The sequence below is a fragment of the Ruegeria sp. genome, from assembly GCF_040830605.1.
GTDB lineage: Bacteria > Pseudomonadota > Alphaproteobacteria > Rhodobacterales > Rhodobacteraceae > Ruegeria.
In genome coordinates this window covers 103,601-123,711 of record NZ_JBFOMD010000003.1, presented here as the reverse complement: position 1 = coordinate 123,711, position 20,111 = coordinate 103,601, and the positions used below count along the sequence as shown (strand labels likewise).

General features: G+C 64.7%; 19 protein-coding genes, 1 tRNA gene and 1 pseudogene. 11 read left to right on the top strand and 10 right to left on the bottom strand.

The genetic code is table 11. The features are described from left to right. Nucleotides 1-24: 24 nt before the first annotated feature. From bioB to AB3N21_RS04680, 6 genes are read left to right on the top strand one after another with little or no spacing between them, the layout of a single operon-like run. Nucleotides 25-1,005 (top strand): biotin synthase BioB, encoded by a 981-nt coding sequence (gene bioB, locus AB3N21_RS04705; RefSeq protein ID WP_367934117.1) that lies wholly within the window; start codon nucleotides 25-27, stop codon nucleotides 1,003-1,005. Continuing rightward, nucleotides 1,002-2,132, top strand: a complete 1,131-nt coding sequence (locus AB3N21_RS04700) for an 8-amino-7-oxononanoate synthase (protein ID WP_367934116.1) — start codon at nucleotides 1,002-1,004, stop codon at nucleotides 2,130-2,132. Before bioB ends, AB3N21_RS04700 begins: the two co-directional genes overlap by 4 nt. Then, the gene (gene bioD / locus AB3N21_RS04695) at nucleotides 2,129-2,749 is read left to right on the top strand and encodes a dethiobiotin synthase (RefSeq protein WP_367934115.1); all 621 of its coding nucleotides are present in this window, start codon (nucleotides 2,129-2,131) and stop codon (nucleotides 2,747-2,749) included. The genes AB3N21_RS04700 and bioD overlap by 4 nt, the downstream gene beginning before the upstream one ends. Next, complete coding sequence (gene bioA / locus AB3N21_RS04690) at nucleotides 2,746-4,032, top strand: adenosylmethionine--8-amino-7-oxononanoate transaminase (RefSeq protein ID WP_367934114.1); 1,287 nt, start codon at nucleotides 2,746-2,748, stop codon at nucleotides 4,030-4,032. The genes bioD and bioA overlap by 4 nt, the downstream gene beginning before the upstream one ends. Beyond that, nucleotides 4,029-4,649, top strand: a complete 621-nt coding sequence (locus AB3N21_RS04685) for a pimeloyl-ACP methyl esterase BioG family protein (protein ID WP_367934113.1) — start codon at nucleotides 4,029-4,031, stop codon at nucleotides 4,647-4,649. Before bioA ends, AB3N21_RS04685 begins: the two co-directional genes overlap by 4 nt. Further along, a complete protein-coding gene (locus tag AB3N21_RS04680) occupies nucleotides 4,646-5,416 on the top strand; it encodes a methyltransferase domain-containing protein (protein WP_367934112.1) in 771 nt (256 codons plus the stop codon). Before AB3N21_RS04685 ends, AB3N21_RS04680 begins: the two co-directional genes overlap by 4 nt. Nucleotides 5,417-5,491: 75 nt before the next feature. Here AB3N21_RS04680 and AB3N21_RS04675 read toward each other — a convergent pair whose 3' ends face one another. The 6 genes from AB3N21_RS04675 to AB3N21_RS04650 form a co-directional block, all read right to left on the bottom strand. Continuing rightward, nucleotides 5,492-7,306, bottom strand: coding sequence for a BCCT family transporter (locus tag AB3N21_RS04675; protein ID WP_367934111.1), 1,815 nt, complete (start codon nucleotides 7,304-7,306; stop codon nucleotides 5,492-5,494). Between the two features lie 67 nt (nucleotides 7,307-7,373). Further along, nucleotides 7,374-8,399 (bottom strand): Ldh family oxidoreductase, encoded by a 1,026-nt coding sequence (locus AB3N21_RS04670; protein WP_367934110.1) that lies wholly within the window; start codon nucleotides 8,397-8,399, stop codon nucleotides 7,374-7,376. 12 nt (nucleotides 8,400-8,411) lie between these two features. After that, entirely contained in the window at nucleotides 8,412-9,038 is a 627-nt protein-coding gene (locus AB3N21_RS04665; RefSeq protein WP_367934109.1) for a DUF3726 domain-containing protein, read from the bottom strand. Continuing rightward, entirely contained in the window at nucleotides 9,035-10,720 is a 1,686-nt protein-coding gene (locus tag AB3N21_RS04660) for a hypothetical protein (protein WP_367934108.1), read from the bottom strand. The genes AB3N21_RS04665 and AB3N21_RS04660 overlap by 4 nt, the downstream gene beginning before the upstream one ends. After that, a complete protein-coding gene (locus AB3N21_RS04655; protein ID WP_367934107.1) occupies nucleotides 10,717-11,694 on the bottom strand; it encodes a membrane dipeptidase in 978 nt (325 codons plus the stop codon). The genes AB3N21_RS04660 and AB3N21_RS04655 overlap by 4 nt, the downstream gene beginning before the upstream one ends. Next, a complete protein-coding gene (locus AB3N21_RS04650; protein WP_367934106.1) occupies nucleotides 11,694-13,166 on the bottom strand; it encodes an aldehyde dehydrogenase family protein in 1,473 nt (490 codons plus the stop codon). The genes AB3N21_RS04655 and AB3N21_RS04650 overlap by 1 nt, the downstream gene beginning before the upstream one ends. 75 nt (nucleotides 13,167-13,241) lie before the next feature. Here AB3N21_RS04650 and AB3N21_RS04645 point away from each other — a divergent pair, with 75 nt between their 5' ends. Continuing rightward, a complete protein-coding gene (locus tag AB3N21_RS04645; protein WP_367934105.1) occupies nucleotides 13,242-14,117 on the top strand; it encodes a LysR family transcriptional regulator in 876 nt (291 codons plus the stop codon). 96 nt (nucleotides 14,118-14,213) lie between these two features. Beyond that, a tRNA-Arg gene (locus AB3N21_RS04640) sits at nucleotides 14,214-14,290 on the top strand. A 23-nt stretch (nucleotides 14,291-14,313) separates the two neighbouring features. On the opposite strand, the gene AB3N21_RS04635 is transcribed toward AB3N21_RS04640, so the two are convergent. The 4 genes and pseudogenes from AB3N21_RS04635 to AB3N21_RS04620 all read right to left on the bottom strand — a co-directional run bounded on the left by AB3N21_RS04635 (nucleotide 14,314) and on the right by AB3N21_RS04620 (nucleotide 16,793). After that, nucleotides 14,314-15,573 carry an FCSD flavin-binding domain-containing protein gene (locus AB3N21_RS04635; RefSeq protein WP_367934104.1) on the bottom strand — a complete coding sequence of 420 codons (1,260 nt, stop codon included), beginning with the start codon at nucleotides 15,571-15,573 and terminating at the stop codon, nucleotides 14,314-14,316. 25 nt (nucleotides 15,574-15,598) lie between these two features. Beyond that, nucleotides 15,599-15,859 (bottom strand): annotated as a pseudogene (locus AB3N21_RS04630) (cytochrome c); the annotation flags it as partial. Nucleotides 15,860-16,019: 160 nt separating this feature from the next. Continuing rightward, nucleotides 16,020-16,349 (bottom strand): thiosulfate oxidation carrier complex protein SoxZ, encoded by a 330-nt coding sequence (gene soxZ, locus AB3N21_RS04625; protein WP_367934103.1) that lies wholly within the window; start codon nucleotides 16,347-16,349, stop codon nucleotides 16,020-16,022. Between the two features lie 15 nt (nucleotides 16,350-16,364). Continuing rightward, nucleotides 16,365-16,793 carry a thiosulfate oxidation carrier protein SoxY gene (locus AB3N21_RS04620; RefSeq protein ID WP_367934102.1) on the bottom strand — a complete coding sequence of 143 codons (429 nt, stop codon included), beginning with the start codon at nucleotides 16,791-16,793 and terminating at the stop codon, nucleotides 16,365-16,367. 181 nt (nucleotides 16,794-16,974) lie between these two features. On the opposite strand from AB3N21_RS04620, the gene AB3N21_RS04615 reads away from it, so the two are divergent. From AB3N21_RS04615 to AB3N21_RS04605, 3 genes are read left to right on the top strand one after another with little or no spacing between them, the layout of a single operon-like run. Then, a complete protein-coding gene (locus AB3N21_RS04615) occupies nucleotides 16,975-17,721 on the top strand; it encodes an ABC transporter ATP-binding protein (RefSeq protein ID WP_367934101.1) in 747 nt (248 codons plus the stop codon). Continuing rightward, nucleotides 17,718-18,509 (top strand): ABC transporter permease, encoded by a 792-nt coding sequence (locus AB3N21_RS04610; protein ID WP_367934100.1) that lies wholly within the window; start codon nucleotides 17,718-17,720, stop codon nucleotides 18,507-18,509. The genes AB3N21_RS04615 and AB3N21_RS04610 overlap by 4 nt, the downstream gene beginning before the upstream one ends. A gap of 2 nt (nucleotides 18,510-18,511) precedes the next feature. Continuing rightward, a complete protein-coding gene (locus AB3N21_RS04605) occupies nucleotides 18,512-20,107 on the top strand; it encodes an ATP-binding protein (RefSeq protein WP_367934099.1) in 1,596 nt (531 codons plus the stop codon). The last annotated feature ends 4 nt before the right edge of the window (nucleotides 20,108-20,111 follow it).

Genomic DNA, 20,111 nt, shown 5'->3' with positions numbered 1-20,111 from the left:
TGGACGCGAGATTTTATCTATAAAATGACAAAAGACTCACCCAACTGGACCCGCGAGGCCGCCCAAAAGCTCCACGACATGCCGCTCATGGACCTGCTCTATCAGGCGCAGACGGTGCATCGCGCCAATTTCGACCCGAACGAAGTGCAGATGTCGAAACTGCTCTCGATCAAGACCGGGGGCTGCGCCGAGGATTGCGCCTATTGCTCGCAATCGGCCCGGAACGGCTCAAAACTCTCCGCCTCCAAACTGATCGAGGTCGAGCGCGTGCTGAGCGAGGCGCGCAAGGCGCGCGAGGCCGGGGCCACGCGCTACTGCATGGGCGCCGCCTGGCGTGAGCCGAAAGCGCGCGACATGGACGCGCTGGTGGCGATGGTCGAGGGCGTCAAGGCCATGGGGATGGAATCCTGCATGACACTGGGCATGCTGGACGACACTCAGGTCGTGCAGTTGCGCGACGCCGGGCTGGATTACTACAACCACAATATCGACACGTCCGAGCGGTACTACTCCGAGGTCATCACCACCCGCACCTTCGGCGACCGGCTCGACACGCTGAACCGCGTCCGCGAAGCCGGGATCAAGGTGTGTTCCGGCGGTATTCTGGGCATGGGAGAGGAGGATGCGGACCGGATCGACATGCTGGTCACGCTCGCCAACCTGCCAGAGGCGCCGGATTCGGTGCCGATCAACATGCTCATGCCGCAGGCCGACACGCCGCTGGCGGATGTCGAACCGCTCGACCCGATCGCCTTTGTCCGCATCATCGCGCTGGCCCGTATCATGATGCCGAAATCGCATGTGCGCCTGTCCGCAGGCCGCAGCGAGATGACCGACGAGATGCAGGCCATGTGTTTCTTTGCCGGTGCCAACTCGATCTTCGTGGGCGACACGCTGCTGACGGCCGAAAACCCTGAGGAAGACAACGACATGGCGCTCTTCGCCAAGCTCGGCATCCGGCCGATGCGCGCCGAGGGCCACACCTGTAAGGAAGCGGCCGAATGACGGTTGCCGCGCGGCTTGGCGGCGGGCTTGAGGCGTTGGCCGTGCGCCACCGCCTGCGTCGCCTCGCGCCGCGCCGGGGGCTGGATTTCGCCTCCAACGACTACCTCGGACTGTCGGGTTCGGCGCTGCTACAGGATGCCGCCCGGCAGGCGGTAGATCGCGGCGTGCCGGTGGGCTCGGGCGGCTCGCGCCTGTTGCGCGGCAATCATCCCGAGCATGAGGCGCTGGAGGAGGAAGCCGCCGGGTTCTTCGGAGCCGAGGCTGCGCTCTACATGGGCGGCGGGTTTCAAGCCAATCAGGCGATTTTCTCCACGCTTCCGGCGGCGGGCGATCTGGTGCTGCACGATGCGCTGATCCATGCCAGCGCCCATGAGGGCATGCGCCTGGGCCGCGCCGAAACCCGTGCCTTTCCCCACAATGACGTGGCCGCCGCGCGGCAGGTTCTGTCCGACTGGCGCAGCACGGGCGGTATCGGTCAGGTCTGGATCGTGGTGGAAAGCGTCTATTCGATGGAGGGCGATCTGGCGCCTTTGGCCGATCTGGCCGCGTTCGCCCGTGCCGAGAACGCAGTTCTGGTCGTCGACGAGGCACATGCGACCGGCGTTTTCGGGCCGCAGGGGCGCGGGCGCGCGCATGATCTGGATACCGAACTGCTGACACTGCACACCTGCGGCAAAGGTCTGGGTGTCTCCGGCGGGCTGATCTGCGGCGCACGGGTCATGATCGACACGCTGATCAACCGCGCCCGCCCGTTCATCTTCGCCACCGCCCCCTCCCCCTTCGACGCCGCACTGGTGCGCGCCGCCCTGCGCGCGTTGGAGGTGCGCCCGGAGTTGCAGCAGGCCGCTCAGGACCGCATGCACCACGCCTGGTCCGAGGCACAGCGGCTATGCGGGACCGGGGGCCCGACAAGCCAGATCGTCCCTGTGATCATCGGGCCGGACGGCGCCACGATGAACCGCGCCCAGGACCTTCAGACGCAAGGTTTCGACATACGCGGCATCCGCCCGCCGACGGTGCCGCGCGGCACGGCGCGTCTACGCGTCTCGGTCACCGGCAATGTCCGCGCAGAAGACATAACCGCCCTGTTTCAGGCGATTGCAGACCAGCAGATGGGGGCGGAATGAAGACTTTGATCGTCACCGGCACCGATACCGGTGTGGGCAAGACCGTCTTTGCGGCAGGACTGGCCGCAACCCTCGGCGCGGACTACTGGAAGCCCGTGCAGGCGGGACTTGAGGATGCCACCGACACCGAAACCGTCGCCGCGCTGTCCGGCTGCCACGTTCTGCCCGAGGCCTATCGCCTGAACATGCCGGCCTCGCCGCATCTCGCGGCCGAAGATATGGGCATCGAGATCGACGTGAACCGCCTCACGCTGCCGCAAACCAACGGCCCGCTGGTGGTCGAAGGCGCAGGCGGGGTCATGGTGCCGCTGACCCGCAAGCTGTTCTACCTCGACCTCTTCGCACGCTGGCAGGCGCCGGTGATCCTTGTAGCCCGCACCGCCCTTGGCACCATCAACCACACCGCCCTGTCGCTCTCGGCCCTGCGTTCCGCCGGATGCCCGATTGTCGGCGTCGCCTTCAGCGGCGCGGCGGAACCGGATGTCGAACAAACCATCGTCGAGATGTGCAACGTGCGGCATCTGGGGCGGTTGGCCCCCCTGCCCGAGCTAACCCGGGAGACCCTGGCTAGCGCCTTCGAAGCGATCGACCTGCGCACCATCCGGGAGGCGCTATGACCCCGCTCGACTTCGACGCCCGCCACCTGTGGCACCCCTACACGAATGTCGCCAAGCCGGGGCCCATGCACCTGATCACCGGGGCCGAGGGCGTGTGGCTGACCCGCGATGATGGCGGGCGGATGATCGACGCCATGTCCTCATGGTGGTGCGCCATCCACGGCCACCGGCACCCGGCGATCACCGCCGCCATGCACAGGCAGATGGATGTGCTGCCGCATGTGATGTTCGGCGGGCTGACCCATACCCCGGCCATCGAACTGGGCCAAAAGCTGGTCGGGCTTCTGCCCGAGGGACTGGATCGCGTGTTCTACTGCGACAGCGGCTCGGTCTCGGTCGAGGTCGCCCTGAAAATGGCGGTGCAGTACCAGATGGCCATGGGCCGCAACCGCAAGGTCGAGTTCGCCACCATCCGCGGCGGCTATCACGGCGACACGTGGAAGGCGATGAGCGTCTGCGACCCGGTCAACGGCATGCACGGGCTGTTCCGCGGCGCGCTCTCGATCCAGCATTTCCTGCCGCGCCCGGATATCCGGCTCGGTGAGGACTGGCCCGCCGCGCCCGAACGCAACGGGATGGCAGCGCTGGCCGCCTTGCTCGAGGAAAAGGGCGCGCAGATCGCGGGTCTGATTGTCGAACCGGTGGTTCAGGGTGCGGGCGGCATGTATTTCTACCACCCCGAATGGCTGCGCGGCGCCAAGGCGCTGTGCGAGGCGCATGACGTCCTGCTGATCTTTGACGAGATCGCCACCGGCTTTGGCCGCACTGGCCGTCTGTTCGGCATGGATCATGCGGAGATCACTCCGGACATCCTGTGCCTCGGCAAGGCGCTGACCGGCGGGCATATCTCCTTTGCCGCTACCGTGGCGACCGGAAGGGTGGCGCGCGGCATCGGAGAGAGCGCGGCAGGCGTCTTCATGCACGGCCCCACCTACATGGCCAATCCGCTGGCCTGCGCCGCCGGGGTGGCAAGCCTCAGCCTGCTGGAAGATGGCGGCTGGCAGGACCGGGTTGCGCAGATCGACGCCCAGATGCGGCACGAGCTCGCCCCCGCCCGCGACCTGCCGGGCGTTGCGGATGTGAGGGTCCTGGGCGCCATCGGCGTGATCGAGATGCGGGACACGGTCGATCCACAGGTCGCGCACCGGCGGGCGCCCGAAACGGGCGTCTGGCTGCGCCCCTTCGGCCGCAACATCTATTGCATGCCGCCCTATGTGATCGCACCGGACGAGCTGTCCCGCGTGACCGCGGCCATGGTCGATCTGGCGCGGGGGGATGCATGAGAACGCAATGGTTGGCACGGGGCGGCTCAGCCGAGTTGACGCTGGTCTTCGGTGGCTGGGGTCTTGGATCTGCACCCTTCGAAGAGCTGACCGGCGCGCCGGACGTTTTGTTCGTCGATGACTACCGGCAGATCGACACGGGCCTGCCCGAGACCGCGCAGTACGATCACGTCCGGCTGCTGGCCTACTCCTTTGGTGTCGCCTCAGCCCTGCACTGGCTGGCCGGATCGGGCCTGCACACCGAACGACGCGTCGCGGTCAACGGAACGCCCCACCCTGCCGACCGGACCCGTGGCATCGCGCCGGAGATGGTAGCCGCGACTGCCGATGGCCTCTCCCCCGCCAGCTTCGCCGGATTCTGCCGCCGCGCAGGCCATCCGGGCGCTCCGCCCGACATCGACATCCCGGCAGCACAGGCCGAACTGCGCGCCATCGCCGCACGTGGCCCGGGGCCAGAGATCCCGTTCGACCGCATCTGGATCTCGGAACGAGATCGGATCGTTCCGCGCCCCGCGCAAGAGGCCGCATGGGCCGCACAGTCCGGCACCATCCGTCACATCCCGACGCCACACCAGCCTTTCAGACCGGGGCAAAGCTGGGAGGAATGGTTCGCATGAACGTCCTGACCGCCGAGCGCGTGCAGCGCAGCTTCACCCGCAGCTTTCAGAGTTACCACGACGGCGCCACCCAGCAGGCGCGTGTCGCGCAACTGCTGGCCCGGCGGCTGGCACATCTGGGCGCGCCTGTGCGGTTCGCCGAGGCCTTCGAATTCGGCTGCGGCACCGGCCATCTGACCCATGCCCTCAGCGACCGGTTCCGGATTGCCTCGCTGATACTGAACGATCTCGTCCCCAGCGCCGCTCAGTTGGCCAATACCGTTAACGCAGAGTTCCTTCCCGGCGATGCGCGCGTTATCGACTGGCCCGAAGCCCCGGACCTGATCGCATCCGCCTCGACCCTGCAATGGATGGAAGCCCCTGAGGACCTCCTGGCCCGCGCCGCGCGCGCCCTTGCCCCCGGCGGTTGGCTGGTAGTGTCGAGCTACGGGCCCGCGCAGTACCGCGAACTTGCAGCACTTGGCTCGGCGGCTCAGGCGCCGGGCCTTCGAGGCGCCGATTTGTTGGCGGACGCGATTGCAACCACCGATGCGGGCCGGTTCGATGTTCTGGAAGCACGGGAAAGGACACACCGCCTGTGGTTCGACACGCCCCGCGATGTCCTGCGGCATCTACGGCACACGGGCGTCAATGCAAAGGCCTCAAAGACATGGACCCGAGCGGATCTGTCCCAATTCGACACTGACTATCGAGCAGCTTTCGGACGCGCGGATCAGGTTCCTCTGACCTATCACCCAGTCTGGATCATTGCGCGCAAGCGCCCGTGAGGCCTGAGGCGTCAATCATGACGTGAGCGCAAAAAAGAACCGGGCAGCCCGAAGGGACTGCCCGGTCGCAATTTGTCATTCGGCTGGCGACATCGCCTTTTCGCGCAGGCCGTCACGGTAAAGCGCCTTGGCCAGCGACACGCACATCAGCCCCATGACCATGGTGAACGGCAAGGCGCCGATGATCATGGCGTTGCGTAGCGCATCCATCGGGTTGTTCTCACCCGCGGCCATGATCAGGGCACCGATCACCGCCGTCAGGATCAGACCCCAGATGATCTTGTGCTTGTTGCCGATCTTCTGGTCGCCGCCCGACATGATTGTGTTCATCACCAGGATGCCCGAGTCCGCCGATGTGACCAGAAAGGTCATGATCAGCACGACACACATCACGGTGATGCCGGACAGCAGCCCGCCCGAGATCATCTGCTGCAGCGTCACGAACAGCTTGGCGGTGTTCGACGCTCCAATGATGGCCCCTTCGGCCCCGCCGGTCAGTTCAAGATCAATGGCGGTGCCGCCGAGGATGGTCATCCAGGCAAAGCAGACCAAGGCCGGTGCAAAGACGCAACCGATGATGAACTCGCGCACGGACCGGCCCTTGGAGATGCGGGCCAGAAACAGCCCTACAAAAGGCGAGAACGCGATCCACCATGCCCAGTAGAACGTGGTCCAGCCGGCCTGCCAGCCGAACTGACGCGCCGGCTCGCCTGCCGCGTAAGCGGCCGCCAGTACCTCGTCGGGCAATGCGGCTGCATCACCTTCGAGCCCCGACTTGAACCCGTCGAACGAGCCCCAGGCGTTTGTAGCACCGCCACGCAGCGCGTCCGCATACGGGGCCGCCTCGCTGGGCAGGGCCGCTGCAAAATCAGCCGTCGATTGCGGGTTGAACGCGCCAAAGCTCAGCGACACGAAATGCAGGACATAGTCCACAAACGCGGTTGCATAGGTGGTCATCGCAAACAGGAACGAGCCGAACACAACAAAGACCAAAAGCAGGATCAGCGACAGCACCAGGTTGAGGTTCGACAGGTACTTCACGCCGCGACCGACACCCGACACCGCCGAGACGATCGAAAGCCCCATGATGACGATCAGACCTGCAAGCAGACCAACCGTGCTGGGTGCGGGCACTTCGCCGGTCAGATCCATCATCCAATCCATGCCGGAGATGGCATAAAGGCCGTCGATGAACTGCGATACGCCGTAACCGATGGTCACCGACACCCCGAGGATGGTCGCAACCACACCCAGAACGTCAACGACGTGCCCCAGAAAACCGTTCATGAGCCGGCCAAACAGCGGGGTAAGCGCCGTGCGGATGGTCAGCGGCATGTCGCGGGTATAGGCGTAATAGGCCAATGACAGCCCGGTCACGACATAGATGGACCATGCGTGGAAACCGTAGTGCAGGAAGGTGTAGCGATAGCCCGATTGCAGGGCCCCTTCGGTGTTGGCCTCGACCGCACCGGACAGCACAACCGGGTTCGACCCCCACAGACCCAGCGGTTCGGCAGTGGCGAAAACCATCAGGCCGACACCCAGACCGGCACCGAACATCATGGAAAACCATGAAAAGTCCGAAAATTCAGGCTTTTCACCGGGCGTACCCATGACCCGCCTGCCCGTCCCGGGCAACATTGCCACGACAAACAGGAAGAACGCAAAAAGGCCCACGATGATGATGTAGAAGGCGTTGAAACCCTCCAGCAGACGGGAATTCAGGCTGCCCAGAACGCCATTGGCATTGGCGGGCCAGACCAGTGCCCAGATCACCAGCGCAACCATGATGCTCTTGCTGAGCAGCGCGATTTCCAAACTATGACCCTGATAGAACCCGCTTGCAGCCCTTCGGATCTGCAAGTCGGTGAATGGTTGTTTGACTGACATGTGTTTCCTCCCTGTTCGCACGTGTCTTTTGGTCCGGGATTATTTCCTCCGGCGGCGGGTTCCCGGATCAGCTGCCGCCGGTTTCATTCAGAATGGCCTCGATCCTGGCCAGCGTCGCCGTGTTGACGGCAACGCCATGGTCGCGGGCCTGCAGCCGCTTCTCCCGGCGGCCATCACCGGGCAAATGTGCGCCGTCCTGAACCCGGATCGCTTCCACCAGACCGGCAATACCTGACGCAAAACCGTCATCCGCCGTCGCATTTGCGTCGATTGCGATGAAGAATTGGCCGGTTTTCGGTGGTCCGCCCGCGGCACCCGAAAACGGCGAGGCATGTATTCCAAGGGTCGCTCCGGTCAGTGCCGCGGCCATGATTTCGGTAAGAATTGCGACCCCGACGCCTTTGTAACCTCCCGAGGGCGCCATCGAGCCCTTGAGGCCCACATTGGGATCGGTGGTCGGATTGCCATCCGCGTCCAGCGCCCAGCCGACCGGGATCGGCTTGCCCTCGCGCGCGTGCTTCATCACCTCGCTCTTTGCGATGGTGCTGGCGCTTTGGTCGATCAGGATTGCGGGCTGCCCGTCGGTGCCCGGTGCGGCAATCGAAAACGGATTGGTGCCCACCACCGGTTTCGACCCGCCCGACGGCGCAATCGAGGCGGGCGCGTTGGTAAAGCCCAAGCCAACCAGCCCCGCCTGCGCCAGACGATAGGTGTGATAGCCCAGCACCCCGCAATTATAGCTGTTGCGGACGGCCAGAACCGCAACGCCCTGTTCGCGCGCAGCCGGGATAAGTTTTTCAAATCCCAGATCGATGGCGGAATGGGCAAAGCCGGTGGCCGCATCGACAGTCACGACGCCCGGGCGCGGCTGCGACAGGACCGGCCTGGCCTGCCCGTCCACCTTGCCGCATTGCACATGTTCGCAATAGATCGGGATATAGGCGAGCCCGTGGCTGGCCACCCCATCCGCCTCGGTCGCGGCTGTAGCCGCCGCCAGCGGGCGCGCGTTGGCTTTGGATGTGCCGGCAGTAACGAGGGCGCGAAACGACAAGTCCTCGATTTCACCAAGGGACAGGGTTCGGGTTTCAATCATCTCAGCGCCTCGTCAGTCATTGTCGGAAAGCCCCGCCCCGGCGCCCAACAGGCGGGATTCCTCGGTGGCAGGGGCAAAGGTTCGGTGGGCAAAACGGTTCAGGACCGCCCAATTGGCGGGATCGGGCCGCGCGCGGGTTTTGCGCGCGCAGCCGGATGCAGGCGAGCCGCCCACCCGGACGGTCACATGCTGCGCAGTCTCGGGGAAGCCATCCGGCACGGACAGGTCCGACCCATCGGTCACCGCGACCAGCCCGTCGCATTCCACGCTCACGCAAGACCTGAGCCGACGCGCGGCACTTGCGGCAAATGGCAATAGAGCAATCGGAACCGCCACCTCTCGCATATGTATCGGCCCGGTCTGCAACCGACCGGCAAGATCGGAAACAAGCGCACCTGCGGTCAGCGGGCACAACATACCGCTGCCGGACCAGTCGCCGTCCAGCGTTTGCGGCGCATGATCCGCCGGATTGGCCAACCCCTGCTCCAGCAGCCGCGCCAGCGCCGCCTCGCCCTCCAGCCCATGCGCACAGAGCCAGCGGGTGGCCTTGCCCGCCTCTTCCGCCAGCCCCCAGGAATATCCCGCCCCGCGCGCGGCACGCTTGGCGGTGGCTTCCATCTCGTTCAACGAATAGCTCATCCCGCCACCTCCGGGTACACCCACAGATCGGCGGTGTCGGGCGTCAGATCCTCGGGGTACGGCGCCCCGGCATACATGCAGATGCGCACCCAACGATCAGAGCGCGGGTCGAAATGGGTAGCGCCAAAGAACGACAGCTTGGCCCGCAGCATGTCGATGGGCAGGACCGAGGCGCTGATTGTGTTGTCGTGGATCTCTCCATAAGGCGCCACGCGGCTCATCTGAGCGCGACGGATGGTGTGGCGATGCTCGGGGTGGCGCAGCAGGAACTGCGCAACCGGCTGGTCATCGCTGTAGGCTTCCAGCGCCTTGTGAGCCGAGGCTGCGTCCCGGGCCGGGGCCAAGGGCTGTTCGTAATCCACAATCGGTTCTTCGAACCGCTCGCCCATGCGCGGTTCCAGCTTTTCCTCCGACACATACCACGCACGCGCACAATTCTCGGGCGCGTTCCAGTCCAGCGTCAGTGCCCAGTCAAAGCTGTTACGGATGAGCGACCGCACCTCGCCGACGGGCATTGCCCCGTCGATTGTGAACGCGCCCGGGTTCCCATCCGCCATGCAACAGGACAGGCCGTCCACCAGATCCGGATAGGGCTCAAGGATCAGCGAGGCCACCAGTTCCTGACCCTCCTCGCTGAGCGCCGTTTCGGACCAGCGCACAAGACGGTCCCAAGGGGCGTCCTCACGCAGGGCATCACTGCCCACATGCGCCCTGAGCGTCTCCATATCCGCCTTCAGCTGCGCCAGCTTTTCGATCTGGATCGGGTGTTGCGAGCGCCACCGTTCCACCGAAACCGCACTGCGCTCCAAAATCTGCAGGAAAGTGTCGATCTCTGCCGCCGTGGCGCTCTGACAACCGCGCACCCGTGCGATGGCCTCTTCCCGGGCCATGATCCAGTTGTTGAACAGAACCGGGTGGTTGACGATGAACGGCGCCATGCCCAACCCGGTCGAGTTGCCGATCCCCAGCCGCCGGGCGATGGCCGGATCCAGCCGCGCGGCCTGATCCCCGCCCTTGGCATCCGCCATATGCTGCACCAGATCGCGCACGAAAAGGCGGGTCAGGTAGACCGACAGCATCTCGGCCTGAAACGGCGCCTGCAATTCGTCACGATCGGCAATCACCTCACGGTCAGCCGCCCCGAACTTGCCCGAGCCGTAAACGGCGGTCGTGCGCATCAGATAACCCACGCTGTCGATCTGCTCGGGATCGGGCTGCCGCCCTTCTGCCAAGGCGTCGACCACATGCGCCCAGAGCCGCACCGAACGGTTGGCGCGCGACAGCGACAGCTCGCTTTCGCTGACCCGCCCGGCCTCCTGCAACGGCACGTTCTGCGACAGCCGGTCCACATCCACCGCCGTGGGGATACCGTCAAACAGGGTAAAGGTCGCGTCCCACGCCTCGGCAATCACCCGGTCCGAGCGCAGCTCGGCAGGCAAGTCATGGGCGAATGCCACCAGGGAATAGACCCGCTCCGGCCCCTGCGCGGTATAGACGGCCCGACCGACACCGTTGCCATCAATATCGAAAACCGGCCGGGAAAATGCCCAGCCCTCGCGCGCCATGCGGCGGGTCAGGATGCGCATGAAGCTCAGACGGCATTGATGCAACGAGCCCAGCCGCTTCAGCCGCATCACATCTGCCGGATCGCGGCGGGCGATATGTGTGCCCTGAGCGGTCATTGCGTCCGTGGCCCGAAATTCTCGGCGAAGAACCGGTACCAGTTGCCGCCCATGATGCCCGCAACCTCATCCTCGGACATCCCGACCGTACGTAACCCGCCCTCGATATTGCCGAAATCCCGGTTGTCGCGGAACCAGCCGGGCATCGGCGGAAAGCCGGGATTGCTGGCCGAGCCCTCGCCATAGTCGATTTCCTTGGTCCAACGGCCCACCCGCATCCACTCGACCACGCTGTCGGGCTGGTCCTGACACAGGTCGGTGCCGATCCCGAGATGTTCGGCCCCGTATTTCTCGGCAGTGCGCGCGATCATCTCGCAGAAGCTGTCCAGCGTGCAGTCCGATTTGTCCTTCAGATGATGCGGATAGACCGAAAAGCCCAGCATCCCGCCATTTTCCGTTACCGCACGGATCACCGCATCGCGCTTGTTGCGCAGCGCGGGTGCCCATTCGTGCGGGTTGGCGTGTGTGATGGCGATGGGACGCTCGGACAGATCTGCAGCCTCGATGGTCGACCGATCCGCCGAATGGCTCATGTCGACCACAAGACCCACGCGGTTCATTTCCTTGATGACCTGACGGCCCATACGGGTGATGCCGGTATCTTCCGCCTCATAACACCCCGTCGCCAGCAGGGACTGGTTGTTGTACGTCAGCTGCATGAACCGGGCGCCCAGATCATGCAGGATCTCGACGAGGCCGATGTCGTCCTCGATGGGGCTGGGGTTCTGAAATCCGAAGAACACCGCCGTCCGGCCCGTTTCGCGGGCCGTGTCGATGTCGCTGGCCCCCCGGCCCTTCATGATCAAGTCCGGATACTGCTCGAACCAACGGTTCCACTTCTCGAAGTTCAGGACGGTTTCGCGGAAATTCTCATGATACGCGATGGTGACATGAACCGCATCAACGCCCCCCTCGCGCAGTTGGCGAAAGATCTTTTCCGACCAGTTGGCATATTGCAGCCCGTCGATGCGCATCAGCCAGGGCTCCCTGCGCTGATATAGGCGGTTTTGACGGTGGTGTAGAACTCGGCCGCCGCCTTGCCCTGCTCGCGCGGCCCGTATGAGCTGTCGCCGCGCCCCCCGAAAGGTACGTGGTAATCGGTGCCAGCGGTCGGCAGGTTGACAGTGACGACACCGGTGCGTGCGTTGCGGCGGAAATGGGTGGCGCGTGCAAGGCTTTGGGTGACGATGCCCGAGGTCAGGCCGAAATTGGTGTCGTTGACCGTGGCCAGCGCCTCATCATAGCTGCCCACCTTGATGACCGAGGTCAGCGGCGCAAACATCTCTTCGCGGTTGATGCGCATGTCGTTGGTGGTGTTCACGAACACACCCGGGGACATGTAATAGCCGTCATGCGGCATCTTCAGCCGCGCGCCGCCACAGGCCAGCTCGGCCCCTTCCGATTTGCCCAGATCGACATAGGCGAGGTTTTCGCCCAGTTGCTGCTCGCTGACCACGGGGCCCATCTGAACCCCCTCTTCCAGCGCGTGGCCAACCTTCATCGCTTGAGCCCCTGCCACCAGCTTTTCGACAAAGGCGTCGTGCACATTGGCATGAACGATTAGCCGCGAGGACGCGGTGCACTTCTGACCGGTACCGCCGAACGCGCCGCCCAACGCCAGGGTCACCGCCAGATCGAGATCGGCATCGTCCATCACCGCCAGCGCGTTCTTCGACCCCATCTCCATCTGAACCTTGGTCAGGTTCTGGATCGCCGCCGAGGCAATTCCCTTGCCCACCGGAACCGACCCGGTGAACGAGATCGCGTTCACCTTTGGGCTCTCCACCAGCCGCTGACCGACCTGACGGCCCGAGCCCATCACCAGACTGAACAGACCCTTGGGGATGTCCTGCTTGGCAATGATCTCGGTAAGCGCCACAGCCGAGGCAGGCGTCACATTCGCCGGCTTCCAGACCACCGCGTTGCCATAACACAGCGCCGGAGCGATCTTCCACGACGCCGTGGCGGTCGGAAAGTTCCACGGACTGATGATCGCGACCACACCCACCGGTTCGCGCCGCACGTCGATCTCGACCCCGGGCCGGACACTGTCGGCATTCTCGCCCAGCTGACGCAGGCACTCGGCGGCGTAATAGGTAAAGAACTGACCCGCGCGATAAACCTCGCCCCTGCCCTCGGCCAGCGGCTTGCCTTCCTCGCGGCTGAGCAATGTGCCCAGTTCTTCGGCCCGCGCCATCAGTTCATTGCCGATATTCATCAGCACGGCCTGCTTGCGCTCCATGCCATAGGCGGCCCATTCGGCCTGCGCGGCGCGCGCCTGTTCCAGTGTCGCGTCAAGCTGATCGGCGCTGGCTTGGGCAAAGACGCCGACAAGATCGCTCAGGTCCGAAGGGTTGCGGTTCTCGATCTCGCTTTCGCCCGCCAGCCACTCGCCAGCGATCAGGTTCAGTTTGGTCACGTCGGGCCCCAAATCCACAAGTTCCATTCTGGTCAGGATGGACTTCCGACCTTACATCAGTCAAACTCAATAAACTTAACCAAACTTCAGAAAATCTGAAATATGGCGATTAAGATCGAAATGCTGCGCTATTTCTGCACTGTGGCGCAGACCGGAAATCTGGCCGAGGCCGCAAACCGGCTGGGCCGGACGCAATCCGCCGTTTCCATGACGCTCAAGCAGCTTGAGGATCATCTGGGCAAGAAACTGTTCGAGGGCGAGCGCAAGAACCACCTGTCTCCGCTGGGCGAACAGGTGTTCGAACTGGCCCTGAAACAGGTGCGCGGGTTCGATCAGACGGTGCAAAGCATCGAAATGGTGGCCGAGGCCATTCACGGCCTGATCCGGATCGTTTCCGTCCCGTCGGTCGCAGCACTCGTGTTCCCCGAGGTTCTCGACCACATGACCCATCGCTTTCCGGGCCTGAAGATCGAATTGCGCGACACCGACACCCAGCAGGTGATCGACGCATTGGCCGAGGGCAAGGCCGATATCGGCATCGCCTCCGGGTACCACCCCCTTAACGGCGTCAGGGCGGTACCACTGTTCGAGGACCGGTTCGGGCTGGTCTGCGCCGCCGATCACCCGCTGATTCAGCAGGCCGATCCGCCGAACATCGCGGATGTGTTCGCGGCACCCTTTGTCCGCAATGCTCTGTGCGAGCTGATCGGCACACCGCGTTTCGTGGAGGCTCTCGAAGGCGCCGATATCGCCATCCACAACACCCATTCGCTGCTCACCATGGTCCGCACCGGGCGGTGGGTCACCGTGCTGCCTCTAACCGTTGCCCAGTTTTCCCCCGAAACCATCGCTTTTCGCCCCATCGCCGACCTGCCCGACAAGCGGCAGGTGTATCTCTATCAGCGCGAGCGCACGCGGTTCAAAGAGCTGACCGATGCGTGCTGCGACTTCATCGCGGCGCGCGACTATTCGCATTGACGCAGGCTACCAAAGCTCTGACAAAAGAATCCTTTGATCTCAACGCGGGCAGGTAATAACAAAGGCGGGCGGGCCGCGTGCCGGCCCGCATCGCGCGGCCCCTTAGCTCAACTGGATAGAGCACGGTCCTTCTAAGTCCGGGGTTGCAGGTTCGAGTCCTGCAGGGGTCGCCATTCCGCCTGAAAACACCAGCCGCCTAACCGAACATGTCCGCGATGATCCCGGCATACCAGCCTTCGGACTCTTCATATGTGGCCTGCCGCAATTCCGTACTCTCGCCGGGCTGGCTGATGAACCCGTCCACGCGGGCGATCTTTTCCTCGGTCGCCTCATAGGTCGCGCCAACCTTGACGCCATCTCCGGCGGCGATCAGGGACCAACAGGTGTTCGAGTATCTGGGCGGAAAGACCTTGGAGCCGGTCAGCGCCCCACGCACCGCATTCGCGCAGGCCTTGGCCTGCGAATTGGCCGAGAAGGCGGATTTCGGCATGTCGCCCTGCTGGCTGGCATCGCCCAGCACATGGACATCCGGATCGGCCTTCGACGACATGTCCGCCGCATTGACTGGGGCCCAGTTGCCGTCGGTCACGCCCGCAACCTCGGCGATGCGACCCGCCTTCATGGCGGGGATCACGTTGCACACATCCACCGCCGTCTCGTCACCGTCGATGGTCAGCGTCATCGCGTCCGGATCGACCGAGACATTGCCGCCCCCGAACTCCTCACCGATCCAGTCGATCATCCCGGGGTAGTGATTGGCCCAACCCTCTTCGAACAGCGCCATTTTCGAGAACTTGGGCTTGGGGTCGGCCACGATGATCTTGGCCGTGGGGTTCGAGGCCTTGAGCACATGCGCCACCATCGAGATCCGTTCATACGGTCCCGGCGGGCAGCGGTAGGGGTTTGGTGGCGCCACCATCGCATAGGTGCCGCCCTCGGGCATGGCCGCGATCTGCGCCTTCAACAGCTCGGTCTGCGATCCGGCCTTGTAGGCGTGCGGCATCCGGTTCTGGGCCGAGATGTCCCAGCCCCCAACCGCGCCATCCACGAAGTCGATGCCCGGGCTGAGGATCAGCTTGTCATATTCCAGCACCCCGCCCCCGGCCAGCGTCACGATCTTGCCCGCCCGATCCACCTCAACCGCCCAGTCATGCACCACGTTGATGCCATGGGCAGCAGCCAGCGCGCCGTAGGTGTGGCCGATGTCGTCAATCGTCTTGAAGCCGCCCAGATAGAGGTTCGAGAAGAAACAGCTGAAATAGGTCCGCGTGGGCTCGACCAGCGTGACGTCGATCCCCCCTTCGCTGTCCTTGGCGATGTAGCGCGCCGCCGTGGCCCCTCCGGCGCCCCCGCCGATCACCACGACGCGCGACTTGCCCTGCCCCTCGGCCAGCACATGCGGCGCCGCCACCACGGCCGCGCCGGTGCCCAGAAAGGTCCTGCGGTTCCAGGTCATATCATCTCCTCCCGTCTCGGCGGCCTCATTCGAGGTCCTTGAAATAGGCGGCCAACGCCGCGATCTCCTCGTCACTCAACCGGCCTGCCACCATCTGCATGATGGGGTGACTGCGCCAGTTCTGCTTGTAGGCATGCATGGCGGTCACGAAATCATCGGGCTCCCACCCCGTGATCCGGGGAATACCCTCCGCCAGCCCATCCGCCCGGTGGCAGGTCAGGCATTCGCCCGCCAAGTACTCACCCCATTCCGCATCACCTTCGATGGTCAAAATCGCCGGGTCCAGCGACGGGGCCTCGTTGCCCGTGACCGAACCGCCCGCCAGAACGGCGGCAAGCGCTGTCAGGGCGAAACCCGCTCGGCACATCACTGTCCCACCAAATGCTTGCGCATACTGTCCCCTTTTCACGGGCCCACCAGAACCGACACTTTGGTCGGCATTCCGCTCAGCTTACGGCGATGTCCCGACGCTCAGTGTAGATCGCGCCATCGTCGTCATACCAGGAAAAGACCAATCCACCCGGCCCCGGCACCCGAAACTGAAACTCGAAGAACGGGTTGGTCGACACGCCCGGCCCGACGGCCATGTCCACGACCGTTTCCCCCTCGAACGCGCAGTGAAAGCGATGGATGATCGAGCGGGGCACGCGCAGGCCAAGCGCGTTCACGCGCTGCCCGGATTCCATCCGGTGAGTGATCAGCGTCTTGACCGTGATCGTGTCGCCCGCGCTGATCGTCTTGGGCAGCTTGATCCTTGGCTTTACACCGTCCGCCATGGCCTCCTCCCTCGATCAGGCACAACCGCCCACCACCACGTCCACCTGCCGGATTGCCCGCCGCACGCTGCCGTCCGGCATCCGCGCCAGGGCCAGAACCTCCTGCGTCTGACCCAGCCGCATCCGGGTCGAGACCCGCTGCACCACCGCCATCGGCCCGAAGGTCACAGCAAGAACCTGCGGCACCGGATTTCCGGGGGCGATCAGCACCACCTCGGCCGCGCCCGGAGCGTCGATCTCAACCGCCACGCGATAGCCGTCCTCGACCAGATCCGGCAGTGTCAGCGTCACGCCTCCGTCGCTGACGGGCGCATCGCCGACAAAAGCGGCAATTGCCTGTTCCGGGGTGATCTCGCTCTGCCCATGTTGCGCCCGGGCAGGCATGGCAAAGCCAGCCAGCGCACCGGCCCCAACCCGCATCGCATCGCGGCGTGTCACGCTCATCCGGACACCTCCGTTTCGGATTCTGACGCAGCTTATCCCGTCAGGACAGCAGCCAGAGCATAACATATCGGTGAGCGGACCTATACTTAAGTCGCGGCGCCCCGCCGCCTTGCCTGCTTGAGAAATACCGGGTTTGCGGGCAATCTGCATTTGAATTCAACGTAGTCTGGCGGAGTGAAACGTGCCCGAAGCGATCAGTGCGCAAGAGGCGACCGGGGGGCTGTCCGTCCGCGATCTGAGCTTTCGCTATGGTGCGAAAACGGCCTTGGACGCGGTGTCGCTGGACGTGGCCCCGGGATGTTTCTGCGCACTGCTGGGCCCGAACGGGGCGGGAAAATCCACGCTCATCGCGCTGCTGACCCGTCTTCTGGTGGCCCCCGGCGGCGATATCCGCATCGCCGGGCACGACTTGCGCGCGGCCCCGCGCCGGGCGCTGGCCGATCTGGGCGTGGTGTTCCAGCAGCCGACGCTCGATCTGAACCTGACCGTGCGCCAGAACCTCGCCTATTTCGCGGCCCTTCACGGCCTGCCCCGCGCCGAGACGCCGGGGCGCATCGACGCCGCACTCGACCGTCTGGGCATGCGCGAGCGCGCGGATGAAAAGGCGCGGGCCCTGAACGGCGGCCACCGGCGGCGGATGGAACTGGCCCGTGCCCTGCTGCATGACCCCAAGGTGCTGCTGCTGGACGAGCCCACCGTCGGCCTCGACGCTGCCGCACGCCAGTCGATCACCGATCACGTGCACGATCTGGCCGATCAGGGCCTCTGCGTGCTCTGGACCACCCACCTGACCGACGAGGTGCGCGATACTGATCACCTCCTGGTCCTGCATCAGGGCCGAATCCTTGCCGACGGCACAACCGGAGAAATCCGTGGGGATACCCCCCTGTCCGACTGGTTCCTGTCCAAAACCTCGGTGCAAGCATGAGTGGTTTCTGGGGTGTTTGCCGGGCCATCGTCGGGCGCGAATTCCTGCGCTTCATCCACCAGCGCGAGCGTTTCCTGGCAGCGCTTGTACGGCCTCTGGTCTGGCTGCTGGTCTTTGCCGCCGGGTTCCGCGCCGCGCTCGGCTTGTCGATCATCCCGCCCTACCAGACCTACATCACCTACGAGACCTATATCGTCCCCGGCCTCTGCGCGATGGTGCTGCTGTTCAACGGCATGCAAAGCTCGCTGAGCCTCGTCTACGACCGCGAGATGGGCTCGATGCGCTTGCTGCTGACCAGCCCCTTTCCGCGCTGGTGGCTGCTGTTCTGCCGCCTGCTGGGCTCAACCGCCATCTCTATCCTGCAGGTCTACACCTTTCTGGCCATCGCCGCCCTGTTCGGCATCACCATGCCGCCGCTCGGCTATGTCGCCGTTCTGCCCGGGCTGGTTCTGGGCGGGCTGATGCTGGGCGCGCTGGGGCTGGTGCTGTCAAGCTTCATCCGCCAGCTCGAAAACTTCGCCGGCGTGATGAACTTCGTCATCTTCCCGATGTTCTTCCTGTCCTCGGCGCTCTATCCGCTGTGGAGAATGACCGAAAGCTCGCCACTTTTGCGCGACATCTGTGCCCTCAACCCCTTTACCCACGCGGTCGAGCTGATCCGGTTCCTGCTCTATCTGCAGATCAACTGGATCGCGCTGCTCTGGGTCATTCTCAGCACCCTCATTCTGGGCGCCATCGCGGTCTGGGGCTACGACCCCGCGCGCGGGCTGATGAAGCGGAAAGCCTGACCATGCCGGGGCCCGCGCCAAAATCCGCACTGTCCCTCAAGACCCGCCTGGGTTTCGGGGCGGCGATCCTCGGGGCGGGCACATTGCTGACGGCGGCGATCCTCTATCTCGGCATGCAGGCGGTCGCTGACAGGCTTGAAACCGCTTTGGCGTCCGAGGCGCGCATGGCGCGCTATGCAACGCTGTCGACCCAGGCTGCCACCTTTCTGGTGGTGGCGACCGAGGCAGTCCAGACCGGCCAACCGCCCGAGATCCGCGCCGACCGGCTGGCACCGGTCTCCGATCAACTGCGCCGGACCTTCGGGCAGTTGCGCGCCGATGTCGAGGATGCGGTGGCCGCCGCAGGTGCGTTGGGGCTGGACGAACAATCCCGCTATGGCACCCAATCGCTGGGGCTGGCGCGGATGGAGGCGATGCTGGACAGCACCCTGCGCGGGCTGCGGACCGATACCGACGACAAGGCGCGGCTCAGGGCCCATATCGACACCTTTGCCTCCAGCTTCGATCCGCTGCTCAGTCAGGCGGTCAACACCGAGGTGCTGTTCCGCAACGACATCCTGTCGGGGATCGAGAGCCTGCGGCGGCGGCTGGCCGTCACAGCTCTGGTCATCGCTGTGCTGACGATCCCGATTGCCGGGTGGTTCTATTTCGGCCTGATCCGCCCGCAATTCCGGCGCCTCGACCGGCTGCGCGATGCCGCCCACCAGATCGGGCAGGAGGATTTTGCCGTCGCCCTGCCCGCAACCCGGAATGACGAGATCGGGCGGCTCTACAGTGAAACCAACCGCATGGCTGCCGCCCTGCTGGCCCGGCAGGACGAGGTGCAGGCCGAATGGGCGCGCCTCAACGAGACCATTGCGCAGCGCACCGAGGAACTCCGCGCCGCCAATGCCTCGCTGGCCGAGATCGACGAAAACCGCCGCCGTTTCTTTGCCGATATCAGCCACGAGCTGCGCACGCCGTTGACGGTCATCCTGATGGAGGCGCAGATCGGCCGTCAAGGCCTCGGCAACGAGCAAGAGGCGTTCACCACCATCGAGTCCCGCGCCGCAAGGCTGAACCGACGCATCGACGACCTGCTGCGTGTGGCCCGTTCGGACAGTGGTCAACTTGCGCTAGAGCCGCAAACCGTGCCTCTGGCCGGTCTGATCGCCGCCGTCACCGAGGAGATTCAGGCCGAGTTGGACAACGCCGGGTTGACCCTGACCACCCCCGACCTGCCCGAGGTCAATCTGCTCTGCGACCCGAACTGGATCCGGCAAGTGCTGGTCAGCCTCATCCGCAACACCATCCGCCATGCCCGCGACGGCAAGCTGGTCTCGCTCACAGCCCAGCCTGTGGACGGCATGGTCGAAATATCCGTCACCGATAACGGCCCCGGCATTCCCGCAGCGGATCAGGCGCAGATCTTCGAGCGTTTCGTGCAGGGCGGCACCGGGAACGCGCAAGGCTTCGGGGTAGGGCTGGCGCTGGCCCGCTGGGTGGTCGAAACGCAAGACGGCCAGATCACCCTGAACAGCCCCCTGCCCCGTGCCGAGGCGCTGGGCGATGCGCCCGGGACAAAGGTCGCCCTTCGCTTGCCCCTTGCAGAAACGTAGACTG

Coding starts and splice junctions, on each gene's coding strand:
- bioB (WP_367934117.1), top strand. CDS start 25: ATGACAAAAGACTCACCCAACTGGACCCGCGAGGCCGCCCAAAAGCTC.
- AB3N21_RS04700 (WP_367934116.1), top strand. CDS start 1,002: ATGACGGTTGCCGCGCGGCTTGGCGGCGGGCTTGAGGCGTTGGCCGTG.
- bioD (WP_367934115.1), top strand. CDS start 2,129: ATGAAGACTTTGATCGTCACCGGCACCGATACCGGTGTGGGCAAGACC.
- bioA (WP_367934114.1), top strand. CDS start 2,746: ATGACCCCGCTCGACTTCGACGCCCGCCACCTGTGGCACCCCTACACG.
- AB3N21_RS04685 (WP_367934113.1), top strand. CDS start 4,029: ATGAGAACGCAATGGTTGGCACGGGGCGGCTCAGCCGAGTTGACGCTG.
- AB3N21_RS04680 (WP_367934112.1), top strand. CDS start 4,646: ATGAACGTCCTGACCGCCGAGCGCGTGCAGCGCAGCTTCACCCGCAGC.
- AB3N21_RS04675 (WP_367934111.1), bottom strand. CDS start 7,306: ATGTCAGTCAAACAACCATTCACCGACTTGCAGATCCGAAGGGCTGCA.
- AB3N21_RS04670 (WP_367934110.1), bottom strand. CDS start 8,399: ATGATTGAAACCCGAACCCTGTCCCTTGGTGAAATCGAGGACTTGTCG.
- AB3N21_RS04665 (WP_367934109.1), bottom strand. CDS start 9,038: ATGAGCTATTCGTTGAACGAGATGGAAGCCACCGCCAAGCGTGCCGCG.
- AB3N21_RS04660 (WP_367934108.1), bottom strand. CDS start 10,720: ATGACCGCTCAGGGCACACATATCGCCCGCCGCGATCCGGCAGATGTG.
- AB3N21_RS04655 (WP_367934107.1), bottom strand. CDS start 11,694: ATGCGCATCGACGGGCTGCAATATGCCAACTGGTCGGAAAAGATCTTT.
- AB3N21_RS04650 (WP_367934106.1), bottom strand. CDS start 13,166: ATGGAACTTGTGGATTTGGGGCCCGACGTGACCAAACTGAACCTGATC.
- AB3N21_RS04645 (WP_367934105.1), top strand. CDS start 13,242: ATGGCGATTAAGATCGAAATGCTGCGCTATTTCTGCACTGTGGCGCAG.
- AB3N21_RS04635 (WP_367934104.1), bottom strand. CDS start 15,573: ATGACCTGGAACCGCAGGACCTTTCTGGGCACCGGCGCGGCCGTGGTG.
- soxZ (WP_367934103.1), bottom strand. CDS start 16,349: ATGGCGGACGGTGTAAAGCCAAGGATCAAGCTGCCCAAGACGATCAGC.
- AB3N21_RS04620 (WP_367934102.1), bottom strand. CDS start 16,793: ATGAGCGTGACACGCCGCGATGCGATGCGGGTTGGGGCCGGTGCGCTG.
- AB3N21_RS04610 (WP_367934100.1), top strand. CDS start 17,718: ATGAGTGGTTTCTGGGGTGTTTGCCGGGCCATCGTCGGGCGCGAATTC.
- AB3N21_RS04605 (WP_367934099.1), top strand. CDS start 18,512: ATGCCGGGGCCCGCGCCAAAATCCGCACTGTCCCTCAAGACCCGCCTG.